Genomic DNA, 15,331 nt, shown 5'->3' on the forward strand with positions numbered 1-15,331 from the left:
CGTCAGTTCTTCAACTTGTAGCGACCCGGGCCGAGAAATATCACTGCAACGGCAATAAACAGGAAGAAGCCCTGCAGTTCCAGCGCCCAGCCGCCGTTGTTCCCCAGCGCCATCAGCTCGTGGCTGTGCACCAGGGCAATAGCCACGAGCATGTTGAAGACAATCAGCAATGCGCCAATGCGGGTCTGGTAACCAAGGATGACCATCAGTGGTGCCAGTAACTCTCCGACGAAAACGCCCCAGGCGAAAAATGCCGGTATACCGTGGCTGGCCAGTTGGCCTTCAATAAACCCCACCCCATGGAACAGCTTTGCGATGCCATGGAACAGCAGCAGCCCACCAAGGGTGAGTCGAACAATCAGTTTTCCGAGGTCTGCATTTTCCAGCAACGTCTGTATCCCTTCAGATAAGAATACGGATAAGCGGGCAAGCTTACCCCGTTTGCTGGCAGTCTCAAAGGTTACGGATCTGCGGGTAGAGCGGCACCAGTTTTTTGATCAGCCGGTTCTGGGCACCCGTGGCAATATTGTTCTGTTCCATGGCGAGAATCAGGTTCTCGGCAAGGGCGTTGAACTGGGTATCCGTTACATTCATGTCGGAATGGCTTTCTCGCATCTTCCTGCCGGAATAGGTGCAGGGTCCTCCGCTTAGCTCGCAGAGCTGGTCCGTCAGGTTGGTATGGAACTGCCGCACGTCAACGCCACGGAATTGCTCATTGATGCGGTCATCCTCAACGATCAGATAGAGCAGGTCTTCCACAATGTTGGCGATACCGGATCGCTCTCCGAGCTTTTGATACAGAGTCTCCGAGGGGTCGGTTGTTTCAGCCATTGACTGGCAGCCGGCAAGTGCCAGCATCGTAACCAGAGCTACGGCAATGGCGGAGTATCTCATGGGGTTCTCCCGGGCTGTCAGAAGCTGGCCTGTAGTGAAAGGTAGGCGCCACGCTGATCTTCCAGGGTGGCGACATCCCCCAGGTTGACGAAAGCGGCGGTGACCGACAACCGTCTGTCGGGTACCCAGGCGATGAACACGTCCCACCAGTCATCTTCGGTGGCAAAGCCCAGGTTGTCGGGCTTCTGGCGGTACTCGGTGCCCACAAGCCACTGTCGTGTGATAAACAGCCCGATGCTGCCCTCGAACACCGCCTCATAACTGTCGTTGCGGTCGCCGCCAAACCCAAGCAGCCCGCCCTGATTGGCTTTGGTGCCACGAAGAGTGGCGTTGACGAGTAAGTTGCGATCCATCACAGCTGCGAAGAAGAGTTTGCTGCCGGCGACATAGACATCAGTGCCGGTCTCGTCTTTAGCGCCAATGGCGTCGGGTACCGTAAACTCCCTGTTGCGCTTGTGCTGCAGGCCGGCAGACCATTGCCCCCAGGGGCTGAAGAGCGCGTCGCCAAGGAGCCTGACTTTGAGCCCAAGAACATCCTGTACCAGTTCGTCTCCCTCAAGGCCGAATCCCTCCTTAAGGGTGAACACCAGCCTGTCCAGGTCCAGCGTCTGGCGCGCCAGGGTGAGCTCGATCCGGTTTTTCCAGGTAACACCGGCACCGACCACGGAAAGGGTGTAATCGTCAGTTTCAGCACGGGACAGTGTCAGGGTACCGCCCACTTCCTCGTCACTGGCATAGCCGCCCAACAGGGCCCAGGGGGACAACCCGCCGCCGGCACTGCCCTCAACGGAAGTGACACCACCGGTAGCCCACAATCGGCTGCCGGTGTCTGCCTGCAGGTTTGCAGATACCACTATCATCAATATCCCTGCACTGAATACCCGGCCCACCCGAGTCATGGCAATGTCACTTCTGTGTATGTGAGTTCCTGCTGTCGATTCGACAACAACTGTTCCGTGGCTTGCAGATCGGTTGCCGCGACAGGCCGGCTCAGGAAAAAGCCCTGACCCAGTTCACAACCCCAGTCCCGTAGCAGGTTCCAGCTTTCGAGGTTCTCGATACCTTCCGCCACCACTCTCAATCCCAGGCCATGGGCCATATCGATGGTGGACTGCACGATCAGCTGGTCCTGGGGTTCGGTGTCAAGATGAAGGACAAAGGATTTGTCGATCTTCAGCTCTTGTACCGGCAACTTGCGCAACTGCGATAACGAAGAATAGCCGGTACCGAAATCATCCACCGACAGGGTTACGCCCAGTTGTCGCAGCCGCCGTAGGGTTGCCAGGGCGGCTTCTGGATCGTCCATCAGCGCGCTTTCGGTCACTTCCAGAGTGATTCTGGACATCGGCAGCTGCCACCGTGAGAAGGCTTCGGCCACATCGATGGGAAGATCCGGGCGGGTAAGGTCCAGGGTTGAAAGATTGATGGCAACGCCGACATCGAGGCCGGCGGCGTGCCACTCGCTGGCATCTTCTGCAACCCGGTGGAGGATGTGCCGGGTGAGCTCGTTGATCTGGCCCGACTTTTCGGCCAGGAGAATGAACTCTTCCGGAGAAATAAAGCCCAGCTCCGGGTGAATCCAGCGCACCAGCGCTTCGGCCTGATGAAAACTGGCGCAGGCCATTTCCAGCTTGGGCTGGTAGTTCATGTGAAGGCTGTTACCGGTTATGGCGGCGTGCAGGTCAGAAATGATCTGCAGTTCCCGCAGATGGGTTTCATCGTGGCCCGGCTGGTAATGGGTGACTGCCTGCCGGTTTTTCTGGGCCTGCTCGAAGGTCAGGTTCAGCCGTCTGCGGACCTGATCGGTGTTCATGGCATCCGCTGGCAGTTGAAGCGTCACCATGGTGCAACGGAGGGAAAACGGGGTGGTTTCGATCATGAGCGGTGATTCCACCGCCAGGCGAAGCCCGTTTGCCTGGGCTTCCAGTTCTTCCTCCGACTGCTCTGGCGTCATCATCAGGAATTCGCCACCCCCGGTCCTCGCCAGTGTGGACATGTCGGGGAGCTGGTCTGCAAGCCTCGCAGATACTGCCCGAAGTACCTTGTCTCCGAATTCCAGCCCGAGGGTGTCGTTTACGTCCGACAGGTCATTAATGCGAAGCCCAAGCAGGCTGCAGGGTCTGCCACTGGAGAATTGCTCACGCAATTGCGACAGGAAGGCATTGCGATTGGGAAGGCCGGTGATTTCATCGTGGCTGGCGGCATGGCGTATCTGGTCCTCGCGGTCCCGCAGCTTGCTCAGCATGTCGCCCAGCGCCTGTCGCAGCTGCGCCAGCTCACCACCAGCACGAATGGGCGGAGGTGATGGGGTGCGGCCGTCTCCGATTGCTCTGGCATAATCCGCCAGTTGCAGCACCGGTCGGCCCATGTTGCGGGCTATCATCAGCGCGATCAGAGCTGCCAGAACAAGAACGGTGCTGACCAGCAGGAGGATCTCCACAGCACGGCGGTAGTAATTCGCCAGACTGGCTTCGCGGTTGATCTGCAGCAGCAAGTGCAGGGCCGAGGGGCCGTTTTCAGTCAGATTGACGATACGGGTGAAATATTGGGTGCTCTCGAGGAAGCTGGCTTCGCTCCCGGCACCGGTTCTGAATTGCGCCTCGGTGCCACTGAGGCGACTGATAACGTCACTCAGCTCAGTACCCAGGCTGAAACCGGCAATCAGCCAGGCTCGAAGTCCCGGCGCTTCAACCGGGATGGCGATCAGCTCGACGCCTTCATCCTCGAAAACAGCCATACGGCTGGCATAGCCTGACTGCCGGGCTTCGGCCAGTAACTGGCCAGACGGGAATTGATCTGGCAGGGTGCCGGATTCTGCGAGCGTAGTACTGTCGTTGTCCAGTAGCACGGCGAACCTGGCGCCAACACGGCGGGCCTGATTGGCCAGAGCGCTGTCTGCAGTCGGTCGATCGCCACTGGCAACGGCTGAGCGAAAGCCGAAGTCGCGTACCACCACATCCAGCCGTGACAGAATCAGGCTGGTCCGGCGGTCCAGTACTTCATCTGCGACCCGTTCCCCCAGCCTCAATTGTTCCTTGGCACGGACCTTCTCATCCTCGAATAAATACAGCATCAGCAAACCACCGATGCTAAGGCTGACAACGGCAACCAGCGCAACCATGACGGTTACCAGGCGCCCGCGAAACCCTATTCGATGAGCAACAGCCATCAAAGCTCCCGGAACCGTTTCTGCAGGCCGTCCAGCCTGTCACCGCCGGCTGGCTCGGGTGATAGTTCAACGGCGAGCTCAAGGGGTTCCGGGTAAGGCTGGTTCACCGTAAAACGGGCCATGCGCGTGTTGTCGGTCATACGTGGATGCCAGACGCGCAGGCCTGATTCCGCGCTGCCGTCGGCGGATGCCGGCAGGTGCAGATCCAATAGGCCCTGGTCATCGGTGTAACCGGCGGGGGTTACGTCGGTAACCAGGAGGAAACCCTGCATGTTGTCATGGATGTTGCAGCCAATTTCCACCACGCCGGTCTGGTCGAAGGTGATGGGCTCTTCCGGTCGGCCAGCATAGAGCTCAAGATCGAATACCTTGGCAGGCGAGAAGGAATAGACGTGATGCTGGGTGTTGTCACGATTGGGGAAATCTACCTTTGAATTTCGTGCAATGACCAGGGTGTGTGGTTGAAATTCCCGGTTCTTCTGGATGATTTCCGCCTCAGTGGGCTGGTTTTCAGTACCACTGTCGAGAATCACAACAGCGTTCACCACTGGCTGCCCGGTGGTGCTGTCGGTCAGCACCAGTGTCAAGCCAGTGGGTTCGGCGCCCAGGCAAATGGGGCTGGTCAGCGCGATTATCAGGGTAATGATTGGTCTGTACATCGTTATGAGCCATCCGCGTCGTCGTCATATGCCCGCACCTAACGACAAGCGTATGTGGTTACGTACCAGCAGGTTTTCCCAGTAGTGTTTCATCCAGTCCCATGCAGCATTCCTTGTCTGTTCTACGAACGGATCCAGATTCAGTTCGTAATAATCCGGTGTGCCGGCAATCTGCAGGACAGTAACGGTGATTGACTGGTCCAGCTCATTGGCAAAGGGTTCGCCGATCAGTTGATGGGCAAGCAGGTTGGCCCGGGTTGCCTCTACATCCACCAGCTCGCTGGCCCGGGTGGAGCGGTTGTTTTCGTACATTTCCTCCATCAGGCGATGGCAGAGGTAGGCCCGTATGAGAAGGCCATCAAGGCCATCATAGCGGACAAGAAGAACAGATGGCTGGGTAAAATAACCGATCGCAGCGTTCACGAAGGGCGCGAACAAGTCGGCCTTGCCGGCTTCCTTTGCACAGGCCTCAACGCACTCGATCAGCCTCGGGGCCATTTCAATGTATTCGATGGCAAACTGAAACAGGCAGGTGGCAGGCTGATAGCCATCGATTGTGATTGTGGCAGGCAAACACGTCGCCCTCTCCCGCATCTGCTCGAGGAAGGTGCCGGAGCGGGCTTCCTGCCTGCGTGCCTGGTCAATGATGTCGAGAACAACCTTTGGTGTCATTTCAGGAGATGCCGGTCTCTGAACTGAATGGGGTCGCAAGGCGCCTCCCGTTATACGAATAGGGTCGTCAGGGGGCACGGGGAAGCGGCTGGCCACCGCAACATGCCTGCCTTTTCTCACAAGTGTAGACGAGTTTTTGCAGGCTGCTCTGGCATCCACATTAAAACCTGAACAGGATAGTCATTGAATATCGCTGGCGTTAGCTTATTGTTGCGAAAACCACCGATCGTGCCGCGAATGGCTGATAAAAAGCAGTCCCATGGTGACAGCACGAGCCAGCATCAGGCAGATCAGGGAGAACCAGAGCCCATGGTTGCCCCAGCCTGTGGTCAGCCACCATACCGGCAGAAACACCACTACAGCCGAAAACAGCATGGTGTTCTGCATGTCCCGGGTGCGGGTGGCACCAATAAAAACGCCGTCCAGCAGATAACCCCATACGGCGGCCAGTGGCAGCACCCACAGCCAAGGCAGGTAGAGCCAGGCGGTGGTACGTACTTCATCGATGCCTGTCAGCAGGCTTATCAGGTAGCGCCCGCCCAACACAAATGCCACCGTAAACAGTACCGAACCCCACAGTGACCAGCGAAAAGCCACCCTGAATACCTGGTGGAATTGCTGACGGCTGTTTTTGCCCACGGCCTCACCAATCAGCGCCTCGGCGGCATTGGCAAAGCCATCCAGGCCGTTGGAGATCACCAGCAGAAAAGTGATCAGGACGGCATTGGCGGCCAGTATGGTGTCGCCCTGCCTTGCTCCCTGCGCGGTAAAAAATGCCAGCACCAGCAGCAGGGCGATGGTTCGCACCATGATGTAACGGTTGACCTGCAGTATTCGGAGGTAGTCGTTCAGCTGGCCGAACAGGGCGCGGCTGAAACCCTGACCAGCCGGCATCCGCAGCAGCACCATGCGAAACCCGATGGCCGCTGCAGAGTATTCGGCCAGCACGGTGGCCATGGCAACGCCACGGCTGTTCCAGCCGAAGCCGGTGACGAACAGAATGTCCAGAACGATGTTGAGCCCGTTCGCCACAATCAGCATGACCATTGGCCCCTTGGGCAATTGAGTGCCGATAAGCCAGCCCACCAGGGTGTACTGGCACAGTACCGCCGGGGCGCTCCAGATACGAATGCTGGCATACTCTGCGGCAAGCGCTGCAACACGTTCACTGGGGTTCATCAGCTCAAGGCCGAGGCGGATCAGGGGCTGGTGGAGCAGGATCAGCAACAGGCCTATTCCGACAGCCAACAATACCGAGCGCAACAACAGTGCGATCTGCGCGAATTCATCCCGCTTGCCCCAGGCCTGGGCTGCAAGGCCGGTAGTGCCCATGCGCATGAAGCCGAAGGTCCAGTACAGAATGCTGAACAGGTTTGCGCCCACGGCAACAGCGCCCAGGTATTCCGGGCTCTCCAGGTGCCCCAGCACAGCGGTATCCACCAGCCCCAGAAGCGGCACCGTGAGGTTGGTGAGCATCAGGGGCCATGCCAGTGCCCAGAGCCGGCGATCCGTGGTGGTGAGTTTCGGGGACGATTCTACAGAAATGAAAAAAGTTCCTTCTTTAGTCGATTAATGGCCACTCGGACTTTCGCATTTTTTTGATCTGTGTCTATACTTGGTGCGTGAATTATCCATAGCAGACTTCCACTCTAGCCCGAACGGTGTGTGCGAGCACTGTCCGGAACAGAGGGATTGGACGCAAAATCCGACAAGAATAACACTCTGTGGAGACACAGTATTATGCGCGTGCACGCTAAGCGGGCAGGTGTCCTCTTGGGCGGACTTATGACGCCAGCGTTGTCCATGGCGGACTGGACGCTGAACATGAGTCCCGGGGTCACCGGTACCAGTAACGAGATTTTCAGCCTTCACATGACCATCCTGTGGATCTGCGTCGTCATCGGCGTTGTGGTCTTTGGTATCATGTTCTGGTCAATATTTGCCCACCGCAAATCTTCGGGTCGTAAACCGGCCAACTTCCACGAGAATACGCTGGTCGAGATTCTGTGGACGATCATCCCCCTGGTTATTCTCGTGGTGATGGCTATTCCCGCCACCGCGACGCTGGTCGACATGTACGACTCCAGCGAAGCCGATATTGATATCAAGGTCACCGGTTATCAGTGGCGCTGGAAATACGATTATATCGACGATGATTTCGGGTATTTTTCCAATATTTCCACCAGTGATGACGAGATTTACAACCGTACCGCCAAGTCAGAAAACTACTTGCTGGATGTCGATAACCCAATGGTGGTGCCGGTGGGCGCAAAGATTCGCCTGCTGCTCACAGCCAACGATGTTATCCACAGCTGGTGGGTGCCTGAGTTCGGCATCAAAAAGGATGCCATACCTGGTTTTGTTAACGAGGCCTGGACCAGAGTCGATGAGCCGGGTATTTACCGTGGTCAATGCACCGAGTTATGCGGCGTAAAACACGGTTTTATGCCGGTGGTGGTAAAGGCAGTTCCTCAGGAGGAATACGATGCCTGGGTGGCGGAGCAGAAGGAAGCCGCCCAGCGTGAGCGCGAACTCACCGAGAAAGACTGGACACTGGAAGAGCTGATGGAGCGTGGCGAGAAGGCCTACGCCAGTGCCTGTGCGTCCTGTCACCAGGCCGATGGCAGCGGTGCGCCACCAGCGTTCCCGGCGCTCAAAGGCAGCCAGATTGCCCTGGAAGATATGGATGCGCACCTGGATATTGTTGTTAACGGTGTTTCCGGTACCGCCATGCAGGCGTTTGGTGGCCAGCTGAGCGAAGTCGATCTTGCAGCGGTTATCACCTATGAGCGTAACGCCTGGGGTAACGATACCGGTGAGATGATTACGCCGAAAGAAGTATTCGAGTACAAGAATCAGGAATGATGAACCGGGCAGGCTATAACCAGGGTTGCAGCCTGCCCCGTCCAATTTCGCCAGACTAATGACATCACCAGCCAGAACAACACGGCGGTAACGGGGGTTTTTCATGAGTGCGGTTGCAGATACCCACGCCCAGGACGATCATCACCACGGCCCCGCGAAGGGCATTACACGGTGGCTGCTGACGACCAATCACAAGGATATCGGGTCCATGTACCTGATATTCAGTTTCACCATGTTCCTGCTTGGCGGGGCCATGGCCATGGTTATCAGGGCTGAGCTGTTCCAGCCGGGCCTGCAGATTGTTGAGCCGGAATTCTTCAACCAGATGACGACCATGCATGGTCTGATCATGGTGTTCGGTGCGGTCATGCCGGCCTTTGTTGGCCTTGCCAACTGGATGATCCCGCTGATGGTAGGCGCTCCAGACATGGCGCTGCCACGGATGAACAACTGGAGTTTCTGGCTGCTGCCTTGCGCCTTCCTGATTCTGGTATCCACCCTGTTCATGCAGGGCGGGGCTCCGAACTTTGGCTGGACCTTCTACGCGCCGCTGTCGACCACCTATGGCCCGCCAAGTACCACCTTCTTTATCTTTGCCGTTCACATCATGGGTGTGTCGTCGATCATGGGTGCCATCAACGTCATTGCCACCATCCTCAACATGCGGGCTCCGGGCATGACCCTGATGAAAATGCCCCTGTTCGTATGGACCTGGCTGATCACCGCTTTCCTGCTGATTGCGGTTATGCCGGTTCTGGCTGGCGTGGTTACCATGATGCTGATGGACATCAACTTTGGCACCAGCTTCTTTGATGCCTCCGGCGGCGGCGACCCGGTACTGTTCCAGCATGTGTTCTGGTTCTTCGGGCACCCCGAGGTGTACATCATGATCCTGCCGGCTTTCGGCGCGGTGTCCCACATTATCCCGGCGTTCTCCCGCAAACCACTGTTTGGCTATGCCTCTATGGTCTACGCGGTGGGCGCCATTGCCCTGCTGTCGTTCGTGGTCTGGGCACACCACATGTTTACCGTGGGTATCCCCATCGCCGGCCAGCTGTTCTTCATGTATGCCACCATGCTGATTGCGGTGCCTACCGGGGTGAAGGTATTCAACTGGGTGGCGACCATGTTCCGTGGCTCGCTGACGTTCGAGGCACCGATGCTGTTCGCGGTGGCCTTTGTCATCCTGTTCACCATCGGCGGTTTCTCCGGACTGATGCTGGCCATTGCGCCCGCGGATTTCCAGTACCACGATACCTACTTCGTGGTTGCCCACTTCCACTACGTACTGGTACCGGGTGCCATCTTCGGCATTTTTGCCTCGGCTTACTTCTGGCTGCCCAAATGGACAGGCCACATGTATGACGAAACCCTGGCAAAAACCCATTTCTGGCTGTCTTTCGTGGGCATGAACCTGGCCTTCTTCCCCATGCATTTCCTTGGCCTGGCGGGTATGCCGCGACGCATTCCGGACTACGCGCTGCAGTTTGCCGACTTCAATATGGTGTCCAGTATCGGTGCCTTCATGTTTGGGGCCACCCAGATCCTGTTCCTGGTGATCGTGGTCAAGTGTGTGAAGGGTGGCAAGAAGGCTGCTGCCAATCCCTGGGATGGAGCGGAAGGCCTTGAGTGGACTGTTCCCTCTCCGGCGCCTTACCACACCTTCTCCACCCCGCCGGAAGTGAAGTGAGCGGCCGGGAAAATAATAAACGATAACGGATAAGCCATCGGAGATTGTCATGGCGGAAAACCAGACGTACTACGTTCCTGAACAGAGCAAGTGGCCGATTGTGGCCACTGTGGGCCTGGGGGTTACCCTCTACGGAAGCGCCTCTATCATGGTGAACAGCAACCAGGGTGAAAGTACCACCGGTGCCTGGCTAACGTTCTTTGTGGGCGCCGCCATCATGGTCTATATGCTGTTCGGATGGTTCGGCGCTGTTATCAAGGAGAGCCGGTCAGGATTGTACAGCCCACAGATGGACCGCTCTTTCCGCTGGGGTATGAGCTGGTTCATTTTTTCGGAAGTGATGTTCTTCGCGGCCTTTTTCGGGGCTCTGTTCTATACCCGGGTCTTCGCCATACCCTGGCTTGGTGGTGAAGGTGATCGCGGCAGCTCCAACATGCTCTGGGAAGGTTTTCAGGCCACATGGCCGCTGATCAATACACCCAACCCCGAGGCCTATCCGCCGCCGGAAGGTACCATCGGGCCCTGGGGGCTGCCGCTGATCAACACCATTCTGCTGGTCACATCTTCCTTCACAGTCACGGTTGCCCACCATGCACTGAAGGAAGACAACCGCAAAAAGGTCAAGACCTGGCTCGCCGCCACCATTGCGCTGGCGCTGGTTTTCGTGTGTGTCCAAGGCTACGAATACGTTCACGCCTATCAGGACCTGGGTCTGACACTTCAGTCAGGCATCTATGGCAGTACGTTCTTCATGCTGACCGGTTTCCACGGCGCCCACGTGATACTGGGTACCCTGATGCTGGTGATCATGCTGGTACGCATACAGAAGGGTCACTTCACGGGAGACAATCACTTCGGGTTTGAAGCCACGTCCTGGTACTGGCACTTTGTGGACGTGGTCTGGCTCGGACTCTTCGTGTTTGTCTATGTGATCTGATTGTAGTGAACCGGTGAGATCAGGGGGTCGGATTCAGCGTCAGGCCCCCTTGCCATAACGAAATCAGAATGACGGCCAGCAGCATCACGCTCAGTGCGACCCGCAATGCCAGGGAATTCAGGACACGGTTCGTTTTCCCGCCATCCTTGATCAGGAAAAACAGCCCGCTGAACAGGCTCACCAGAACCGCCAACATCAGTACGACTATGAGAAACTTCAGCATGAAAAATCCTGTTTACGGGAATATTGGTCAAGAAACCACTATAGCAGAGCATGTCTGATCCGGCTGATCAATCCCGCCGGCAGTGGCATTTTGATTGGCGGCTTTTGCTGTTTTCGGGGCTGTTCCTGCCTCTGCTGATTGGCCTGGGTGTCTGGCAGCTGGAGCGGGCACAGGAGAAAAAGACACAACTGGCCCAGTGGCAACAGGAAGCTGGCAGCCTGAGTTGGGTGGAGCTTGAGGCTGCGGGTCTGGAGGCCGGTCAGCCGGTCACTATTTCCGGCCGCTACGGGGAGACTTCCTGGTTGCTGGATAATCGTACCCGCGATGGTGCACCCGGATACGAGGTGCTGACGCTATTCTTCCCCGAACAGGGGCGCTCGGTGGTGGTGAACCGGGGCTGGCTCCAGGCTCCCAGGAGGCGGGACGAGCTGCCGGAAATCAGCCGGCCAAACGGTGATGTCCGCCTGCAGGGTCGCTTGAGTGATTTCCCCGAGCCGCCAGTGCTGAAGGATGTGTCCCGGGAGAGTGATGAATGGCCACGGCGAACCCAGTCACTGTCCCATCAGCAGGCGCAAGAGGTCCAGGCAGATGTGGCTGGTCTTGTACTGAGGCTTTCGGGTCCCGAACAGCCCGGAGCCTACCGCGCAGACTGGGCTCCGGATATGATGGGGCCGCAGACGCATTACGGATACGCATTGCAATGGTTTTCACTGGCCGCGGCACTGGTTATATTGACGGTGGTAGCGAGTTATCGCAAAACAGGAGCCAACGACGACAATGACAACGGCTGAGAAGATGCACCAGAACGACCAGGAAGACGCGGTTTCCCCTGAAAAGGTCCGCCGCGGCAGACGAACAGCGCTGTTGCTGTTTGCCATTGGCTTTGGCCCGATGATTTTTGCAACGATCATGTACTATACCGGCTGGCTGAACCCGACCGGTCATAGCAATAATGGCGAACTGATCCAGCCACCCGCGCCCCTGGCCCAGATGCAACTGGAAGGTGCTAACGGCAAGCCCCTCGCAGACCGTTTCGGTCCCGAAGCGGTTGACCCGGAATGGATGATGGTGGTGGTGTCTGGCGATTGTGCCGCGGATTGCGAAGAGCTCCTGTACCGCGCCCGTCAGGTCAATATTGCCTTGGGCAAGAATGCCAACCGTGTCAATCGGGCCGCTTGGCTGGGCTCTGTTTCGGAAGACCTGGCCGCGCGTTGGGATGATGAGTACCGTTCCATGGAACGCCTGAGCATCTCCGGCAATGGCTCTCCCCAATGGCCGACTGGCATCAGCCCGGAGCAGGAACCCCGCATCTTGCTGGTGGACCCCTTCGGTAATGTCATCATGCACTATGGTAGTGAGCACACCGGCAAGGACATGCTGAAAGACCTCAAACATCTGTTGAAACTGTCGCAGATTGGTTAATGATGATTGCCGGGAGATCCAGCGTTGAACGATATCCGGAATAATACATCCCGCCATGCCCGCATACTGGCGCGCTTGGCTCTACTGGCGAGCTTGCTGGCGGTCGTGGTCATCATGCTGGGCGCCTGGACCCGGCTGGTAGATGCAGGCCTGGGATGCCCTGACTGGCCCGGCTGCTATGGATTTCTGACCGTACCCCAGGACGAAGCACGGATGGCCATCGCCAATGCCAGGTTCCCGGAAACGCCTGTCGATGTACAAAAAGGCTGGCCGGAGATGATTCACCGCTACGCCGCCGGTACTCTCGGGCTGGTCGTCTTTGGCCTGGCAGCGTTCGCTTTCCGCCATCGCAGGGAAGGGTTGCCCTACAGGTTGCCACTGTTTATCGCCTTGTTCATTGTTCTTCAGGGCGCATTTGGCATGTGGACGGTTACCCTGAAGCTCTGGCCCCAGGTGGTTGCGCTGCATCTGCTTGGCGGATTTACCACCCTCAGCATGCTCGCCCTGCTTACACTGCGGTTGCGTGGCAAACAGCAGCGGGCTGCCGCCGGGCTGGAGAAGGCAGGGCCTTCCGGGCGGAACCGCTTCCGGCCCTGGCTTTACGGCGGCCTTGTGTTGGTCGTAATGCAGATAGGCCTGGGTGCCTGGACAGCGGCCAATTATGCAGCAGTGGCCTGTACCGACCTGCCAACCTGCCAGGGCGAATGGTGGCCTGCCGACATGGATTTTGCTCACGGGTTTGATGTTACCCAGCACGTGGGACCGAATTACCTGGGAGGACAGCTGACAGCGGATGGGCGGGTTGCCATCCACGTCACCCACCGCCTGGGCGCAGTGATAGTACTTGCGTACTTCACGGTATTTCTGGCATTACTGTGGCGCAGAACGAGGCGGACCCCCATGGCGCCGCATGTTCAGCTGGTGGCGGTAGTACTGATGGCGCAAATTGCGCTCGGGTTGGCCAATATCGTATTCCATATTCCCTTGTCAGTGGCGGTGGCGCACAATGCCATGGGTGCGGGATTGCTGCTGAGCGTGATCAACCTGCTCTGGCGCTTTCACCAGCAGGAACTGCCGCAACCAGCGGACGTAACACATACAACAACAATTGAGCGAGAGGTGACGGCATGAGCGAGCGTGTTGAGGCACTGCCGGCGCAGAACACGACCAGCAGATCCGATTCTGCGAGCATTTCCTGGCGCGATTTTCTGGAGCTGACCAAGCCCACGGTAGTGGCGATGATGATCCTCACCTCGGTCATCGGCATGTTGCTGGCCACCCCGGGCGTGCCGGGCTGGGAAGTCCTGCTCTATGGCAACCTTGGTATCGCCCTGCTGGCGGGCGCCGCTGCCGTGGTCAACCACGTGGTTGACCAGAAGATCGACACCGTCATGGCCCGCACCCGCAAGCGGCCCGTTGCCACCGGAAAGATTTCCCCCGTTGATGCATTGATGTTTGCGACTGTGCTGGCGGCATCGGGCATGGTGGTTCTGGTATGGCAGGTAAATGCCCTCACGGCGTGGCTGACACTGGCCTCATTGGTCGGATACGCCGGCGTGTATACCCTTTTTCTAAAGCGCATGACGCCCCAGAACATCGTGATTGGTGGCCTGGCCGGCGCCATGCCCCCCTTGCTCGGATGGACAGCGGTTACCGGGCAGGTTGAAGGGCACGGACTGCTGCTCGTGCTGATTATTTTTGCCTGGACTCCGCCGCATTTCTGGGCCCTGGCCATTCATCGCAAGGAAGAATACGCCAAAGCGGGTATTCCAATGCTGCCGGTCACCCACGGCAACAAATACACCGAGCTGCATATTCTGCTTTATACCCTGATGCTGCTTGCGGTCAGCCTGCTGCCGTTTGTTACCGGCATGTCCGGGATGATCTACCTGGTAGGCGCCCTGGCCCTTGGCCTGCGCTTCCTGCAGTATGCAGTGCGCCTGCTCCGTGGCGATGATCGCCGGGTAGCATTGAACACGTTCAAATACTCCATCACCTACCTGATGGCCCTTTTCGTCGTGTTGCTGGTCGACCATTTTGTGTTTTTCTGATTACTGATCTGCCGGAGACTTCATGGACCGTTCGATTCGCCTGACGCTGATCATCCTGCTTTTGATTATCGTGTTGATCTTCGGGCTGGTGGTCGGACGACAGGTACTGTTAGTCGGGAATGACGAGCCCTCTCCCGCACCAGAACTGAGTGAGATCAACGCCTACGTGTACGACCAGGGCCGCGAGCTTGCCGACTTCCAGCTGGTCAACGAGCACGGCGAAACGGTCACCCGCGAAAGCCTGCGGGGACAATGGACCTTTGCCTTTGTGGGCTACACCAATTGCCCGGACATCTGCCCTGCCGCCATGGCCAACCTGCGCAGAACCGACAACCTGCTTCCGGATGACCTGCCACAACCGGAATTCCTGCTGATCACCGCAGACCCGGAACACGATACGCCGGAAAGGCTGCGGGAATACGTGCAATTCTTCGGCGATGACTTCCATGGTCTGACCGGTGATCTGGAAACCCTGAGGCAGCTGGCCAGAAGCCTCAATGCGGCCTTTACCCACCGGGAGGTGGACGGTGAACTGCTTGTAGACCACAGCGGCCACTTTGCCCTTATCAATCCGGAAGGTGAAATGACTGCCGTGCTACAACCCCCGCACAATCCGGAAGACCTGGTGAAGGCCTACCGTGAAATCTACGAGTGGGCCCGCGACAACCATCCACGGGCTTCACAGTCCTGATTCGTTACGCGGTTTCGCCTTGCTCAGGACTGATAGGTTAGGTGCAGGAGCGGGGTGG

At 57.8% G+C, this 15,331-nt stretch carries 16 protein-coding genes; 8 read left to right on the top strand and 8 right to left on the bottom strand.

The genetic code is table 11. The features are described 5' to 3' along the window. Window positions 1-2 precede the first annotated feature (2 nt). The 7 genes from FDP08_RS12970 to FDP08_RS13000 form a co-directional block, all read right to left on the bottom strand. Window positions 3-389, bottom strand: coding sequence for a DoxX family protein (locus FDP08_RS12970; protein ID WP_137436556.1), 387 nt, complete (start codon window positions 387-389; stop codon window positions 3-5). A 64-nt stretch (window positions 390-453) separates the two neighbouring features. Further along, complete coding sequence (locus FDP08_RS12975) at window positions 454-894, bottom strand: group I truncated hemoglobin (RefSeq protein WP_137436557.1); 441 nt, start codon at window positions 892-894, stop codon at window positions 454-456. Between the two features lie 17 nt (window positions 895-911). Beyond that, window positions 912-1,793 (bottom strand): DUF3034 family protein, encoded by an 882-nt coding sequence (locus FDP08_RS12980; protein ID WP_137436558.1) that lies wholly within the window; start codon window positions 1,791-1,793, stop codon window positions 912-914. Further along, the gene (locus FDP08_RS12985; RefSeq protein WP_137436559.1) at window positions 1,790-4,063 is read right to left on the bottom strand and encodes a putative bifunctional diguanylate cyclase/phosphodiesterase; all 2,274 of its coding nucleotides are present in this window, start codon (window positions 4,061-4,063) and stop codon (window positions 1,790-1,792) included. The genes FDP08_RS12980 and FDP08_RS12985 overlap by 4 nt, the downstream gene beginning before the upstream one ends. Further along, the gene (locus tag FDP08_RS12990; protein WP_137436560.1) at window positions 4,063-4,722 is read right to left on the bottom strand and encodes a methylamine utilization protein; all 660 of its coding nucleotides are present in this window, start codon (window positions 4,720-4,722) and stop codon (window positions 4,063-4,065) included. The genes FDP08_RS12985 and FDP08_RS12990 overlap by 1 nt, the downstream gene beginning before the upstream one ends. Before the next feature lie 24 nt (window positions 4,723-4,746). Continuing rightward, the gene (locus tag FDP08_RS12995; RefSeq protein WP_137436561.1) at window positions 4,747-5,394 is read right to left on the bottom strand and encodes a hypothetical protein; all 648 of its coding nucleotides are present in this window, start codon (window positions 5,392-5,394) and stop codon (window positions 4,747-4,749) included. A 204-nt stretch (window positions 5,395-5,598) separates the two neighbouring features. After that, complete coding sequence (locus tag FDP08_RS13000; RefSeq protein ID WP_206077292.1) at window positions 5,599-6,870, bottom strand: MATE family efflux transporter; 1,272 nt, start codon at window positions 6,868-6,870, stop codon at window positions 5,599-5,601. 264 nt (window positions 6,871-7,134) lie between these two features. Between FDP08_RS13000 and coxB the strand changes: the two genes are divergently transcribed. The 3 genes from coxB to FDP08_RS13015 all read left to right on the top strand — a co-directional run bounded on the left by coxB (window position 7,135) and on the right by FDP08_RS13015 (window position 10,886). Next, on the top strand, window positions 7,135-8,259 hold the full coding sequence (gene coxB / locus FDP08_RS13005) for a cytochrome c oxidase subunit II (protein ID WP_137436563.1): 1,125 nt from the start codon (window positions 7,135-7,137) through the stop codon (window positions 8,257-8,259). Window positions 8,260-8,362: 103 nt separating this feature from the next. After that, a complete protein-coding gene (gene ctaD / locus FDP08_RS13010) occupies window positions 8,363-9,949 on the top strand; it encodes a cytochrome c oxidase subunit I (RefSeq protein WP_137436564.1) in 1,587 nt (528 codons plus the stop codon). A 49-nt stretch (window positions 9,950-9,998) separates the two neighbouring features. After that, window positions 9,999-10,886 carry a cytochrome c oxidase subunit 3 gene (locus tag FDP08_RS13015; RefSeq protein ID WP_137436565.1) on the top strand — a complete coding sequence of 296 codons (888 nt, stop codon included), beginning with the start codon at window positions 9,999-10,001 and terminating at the stop codon, window positions 10,884-10,886. A 19-nt stretch (window positions 10,887-10,905) separates the two neighbouring features. On the opposite strand, the gene FDP08_RS13020 is transcribed toward FDP08_RS13015, so the two are convergent. Further along, window positions 10,906-11,109, bottom strand: coding sequence for a twin transmembrane helix small protein (locus FDP08_RS13020; protein ID WP_137436566.1), 204 nt, complete (start codon window positions 11,107-11,109; stop codon window positions 10,906-10,908). A gap of 50 nt (window positions 11,110-11,159) precedes the next feature. Between FDP08_RS13020 and FDP08_RS13025 the strand changes: the two genes are divergently transcribed. From FDP08_RS13025 to FDP08_RS13045, 5 genes are read left to right on the top strand one after another with little or no spacing between them, the layout of a single operon-like run. Continuing rightward, window positions 11,160-11,900 carry an SURF1 family protein gene (locus FDP08_RS13025; RefSeq protein ID WP_137436567.1) on the top strand — a complete coding sequence of 247 codons (741 nt, stop codon included), beginning with the start codon at window positions 11,160-11,162 and terminating at the stop codon, window positions 11,898-11,900. Then, complete coding sequence (locus tag FDP08_RS13030) at window positions 11,887-12,531, top strand: hypothetical protein (RefSeq protein ID WP_170979030.1); 645 nt, start codon at window positions 11,887-11,889, stop codon at window positions 12,529-12,531. Before FDP08_RS13025 ends, FDP08_RS13030 begins: the two co-directional genes overlap by 14 nt. A gap of 24 nt (window positions 12,532-12,555) precedes the next feature. After that, window positions 12,556-13,662, top strand: a complete 1,107-nt coding sequence (locus FDP08_RS13035; protein ID WP_228263301.1) for a COX15/CtaA family protein — start codon at window positions 12,556-12,558, stop codon at window positions 13,660-13,662. Next, window positions 13,659-14,582, top strand: a complete 924-nt coding sequence (gene cyoE, locus FDP08_RS13040; protein WP_137436568.1) for a heme o synthase — start codon at window positions 13,659-13,661, stop codon at window positions 14,580-14,582. Before FDP08_RS13035 ends, cyoE begins: the two co-directional genes overlap by 4 nt. Before the next feature lie 22 nt (window positions 14,583-14,604). Then, the gene (locus FDP08_RS13045) at window positions 14,605-15,273 is read left to right on the top strand and encodes an SCO family protein (RefSeq protein ID WP_137436569.1); all 669 of its coding nucleotides are present in this window, start codon (window positions 14,605-14,607) and stop codon (window positions 15,271-15,273) included. Window positions 15,274-15,331: the final 58 nt, after the last annotated feature.

The organism is Marinobacter panjinensis (assembly GCF_005298175.1).
Classification (GTDB): domain Bacteria; phylum Pseudomonadota; class Gammaproteobacteria; order Pseudomonadales; family Oleiphilaceae; genus Marinobacter; species Marinobacter panjinensis.